This is a genomic window from Microbacterium paludicola (assembly GCF_039529675.1).
In the GTDB taxonomy this organism is placed as follows: Bacteria; Actinomycetota; Actinomycetes; order Actinomycetales; family Microbacteriaceae; genus Microbacterium; species Microbacterium paludicola.
In genome coordinates this window covers 1-2,703 of record NZ_BAAANG010000077.1, presented here as the reverse complement: position 1 = coordinate 2,703, position 2,703 = coordinate 1, and the positions used below count along the sequence as shown (strand labels likewise).

At 68.8% G+C, this 2,703-nt stretch carries 4 protein-coding genes; all 4 read right to left on the bottom strand.

What is annotated here, in order from left to right; genetic code table 11:
* Positions 1–88 precede the first annotated feature (88 nt).
* Genes ABD161_RS15950 through ABD161_RS15935 form a run of 4 tightly spaced genes read right to left on the bottom strand, consistent with a single transcriptional unit; the run spans position 89 to position 2,588 of the window.
* Complete coding sequence (locus ABD161_RS15950) at positions 89–718, bottom strand: hypothetical protein (RefSeq protein WP_344005243.1); 630 nt, start codon at positions 716–718, stop codon at positions 89–91.
* An 11-nt stretch (positions 719–729) separates the two neighbouring features.
* Positions 730–1,305, bottom strand: a complete 576-nt coding sequence (locus ABD161_RS15945; RefSeq protein ID WP_344005238.1) for a signal peptidase I — start codon at positions 1,303–1,305, stop codon at positions 730–732.
* A gap of 41 nt (positions 1,306–1,346) precedes the next feature.
* Positions 1,347–1,964 carry a SipW-dependent-type signal peptide-containing protein gene (locus tag ABD161_RS15940; RefSeq protein WP_344005235.1) on the bottom strand — a complete coding sequence of 206 codons (618 nt, stop codon included), beginning with the start codon at positions 1,962–1,964 and terminating at the stop codon, positions 1,347–1,349.
* Between the two features lie 3 nt (positions 1,965–1,967).
* Positions 1,968–2,588, bottom strand: coding sequence for a SipW-dependent-type signal peptide-containing protein (locus ABD161_RS15935; RefSeq protein ID WP_344005229.1), 621 nt, complete (start codon positions 2,586–2,588; stop codon positions 1,968–1,970).
* Between the last annotated feature and the right edge of the window lie 115 nt (positions 2,589–2,703).

Below are 2,703 nucleotides of genomic sequence, written 5' to 3'. Positions count from 1 at the left end.
ATCGGCGCGCCCAGCGCCACTGCGGCACCGATGCCCAGTGCGGCGACGCCCGCAAGTAGGCGGTGTCGCACATTCCGTCGACGCGCGGTCACGGTGCTGCCTCTGCTCGTCGTCGGGCGGCGAGCAGTCTGGCGCCGGCAATGCCCACGATCACGGCGCCGATGGCGAGCAGCGCGACGCCACCGAGCTGCATGCCGGTGCGTGGCAATTCGCCGCGAGAGTCCCCGGGCGGGCTCGCTGCGAGCTCGTCTCCATAGCCGTGGGCGCGCACCTGCAGCACGGTCGTCGCCTGCTCTGTCACGTCGGCATCCCGAGGCACCGAGACCATGAGTCGCAGATGCGTGACGGCATCGGCGGGAACCTCCAAGATCGGTACCGGCGGCCCCGCAATCGGAGCGGGTAGCGCCTGCTCGATCGGACGCTCTCCAGACGAGCAGCCAGTGGTCTCCCAGATCCCTTCGCACGCGAGCACATCGACCGACAGTGGCAGGTGCCCGTCACCGGAGAGCGCGATGTCGATCTGCCCCGGCTCGGGTGCCTGAGCGCTGATGGTGACGTCCCATACGGCGACATCGCCGGGCAGCATGCCGCGCATCGCATCGGGATCTGCGGTTGACACGATCCGCAGGAATCGGCCCTCGACCACCTCCGAGCTGGGGGAAGCCGCGGCCGGCGCGCCAGCCCACAGCACGCCAAGCAGCGTGAGCGCCGCGAGCATCACCGGGCGCATCAAGGTGCGACTCCGGAGGTGGCGACGGGCTCGAGGTCATCGGCTGACGCCTCCGCCTCGTCCTTCGCACGCTTCGGCCAGAACGCCCACCCGACGAGCAGCGCTGCGCCGAGCGTGATGCCGCCGAGCACGAGCGGGCTGCCCAGCTGCACGATCAGCGGCGCGACGGCTGGCGCAGACCACAGCACAGTGCGCACATTGCTGACGACATAGGGATGCGGGTCGTCCTGCTCGTTCGCATCGCCGCGCATCGTGATGGTGCGCTCGGCAGCGCTCGAGCCCGGTTCCACGGAGGTCACACGGTGGGTGACCGGCAGCTGCTCCGGGCGATCGACCGTCACGACGTCTCCGACTTCGATCTGGCTTGCAGGGGTCTGCTGCACGACCGCGACCGATCCGGCCGGGATCGTCGGCGTCATCGAACCGGTGCTGAACATCATGAGGGTGATGCCCATGGTCTGGGCGAGGATCACGAGCACGATGCACAGTGCACCCGCGGCCGCCGCGAGCCACAGCACGGCCTCGCCTGCCCACGACAACGCGCGGCGAGCGGGACTCTGCGGGCGGTGCGTCAATGGAACTCCTTGCCGCGAGGACGGGGACGAATGCAGCGGGACTATGGCTGCGCGGAGGTCGCGACGACCTCCCAGCGAGCGGTGAGCTGCTGGCTCTGCGCGGCATTCGGCGCCGCGGCCGGCAGCTTGACCTCGAAGCAGTAGTTGACCTGGTTCCCGCTGTTCGCCTGCAAGGCTTGGACGGTGCCCGCGGGAGCACCGGTCGTGAGGGCCGAGCCGGAGGTGACCACGGCAGTACCCGAGCCAAAGGTCGTGGCGTTGCAAGTGGTGCCGGTGATGGTGCGTACTCCGTAGGTCAAGTACTGCCCGAGCCCGGTCGCGTTGCCGGCGTTGGCCGTCAGTTGGGCGGTGCCGGCGACCGACGGGTTGATCGTGCGCACGCTGAACAGGGCATAGCTCGTCGTGCCAGGCACCATCGGTGTCGCTGGGAAGGTCATCGTCGCCGTCGCAGCCTGTGTCGGATGCTCGGAGAAAGAAGTGCCGTTCACAGCGCCCACAATGCCGAACTGCCCGGCAGTGAAACTCGCAGAACTGTGCTCGCTATCGTTCCAGGCGGCGAGCGTGACGGCAGCGCCGACGCCGAGCACGAGCCCGCTCGCAAGGAGCGCTCGTGCCCGACGCCAGCGTGTCCGCGACCCGACGGGGCGATACTGCGCCACGGACTACTCGGAGATCGACGTCGCCGTGAACGACCACGTGGCCGTCGCGGACTCCCCCTCGACCAGGTCCTCACCGGCAGTGACCGTGAAGCACAGCTGCTCAGGCACACCCGCGGTCCCAGCGGCACCTTCGGCAAGCGCCACGGTCGCACCTGCCTCGAAGGCGGTCAGGCTCGCACCGCTCGCGACGAGCACGCCCGTATCAGCGGCCGTCGCGTCGCACGTCGCGGCAGGCTCGATCGCATGCACGGTATAGGCGAGGTTCGCCGCGTTCGCGCCGGTCGCGGTCGCGGCGGTCGCCGCAAGCGTTGCAGGGCTCGTCGTCGTGGCGTCCAGCCGCACCCAGAACGGCGCGTACGCGACATCCCCGGGCGACATGTTGTCGGCCACAGGCAACGTGAAATCGAGCGTGGCCGCAGCATCACCCTCGTCGACATTGTGATCGGCATACGTTCCGGCCGCGCCGTCCGTCGCTCCCTCGAGGTTGAAAGAGCCAGCCGCGAACTCGCCCGTGGCGAATTCCGAGTCGTTCCAAGCGGCAAGCGTGACCGCCGCTCCTACGCCGAGCACCAGGCCGCCAGCGAGCACCGCGAGCACCTTCCGTCGCTTCGTGTCCTGAGCCATACATCCTCCATCGGTTGGTCGCGGGTCGCCGGCAAAGTAGGCGTGACAAAGCATCACCTCACCGCCTGACCCTCCAGCAAACCACAGAACCACGCAGATTCAACCTGAACCAGAG

Bases quoted from the DNA above. Each gene is read 5' to 3' on its own strand.
- ABD161_RS15950 (WP_344005243.1), bottom strand. From the start codon at position 718: ATGCTCGCGGCGCTCACGCTGCTTGGCGTGCTGTGGGCTGGCGCGCCG.
- ABD161_RS15935 (WP_344005229.1), bottom strand. From the start codon at position 2,588: ATGGCTCAGGACACGAAGCGACGGAAGGTGCTCGCGGTGCTCGCTGGC.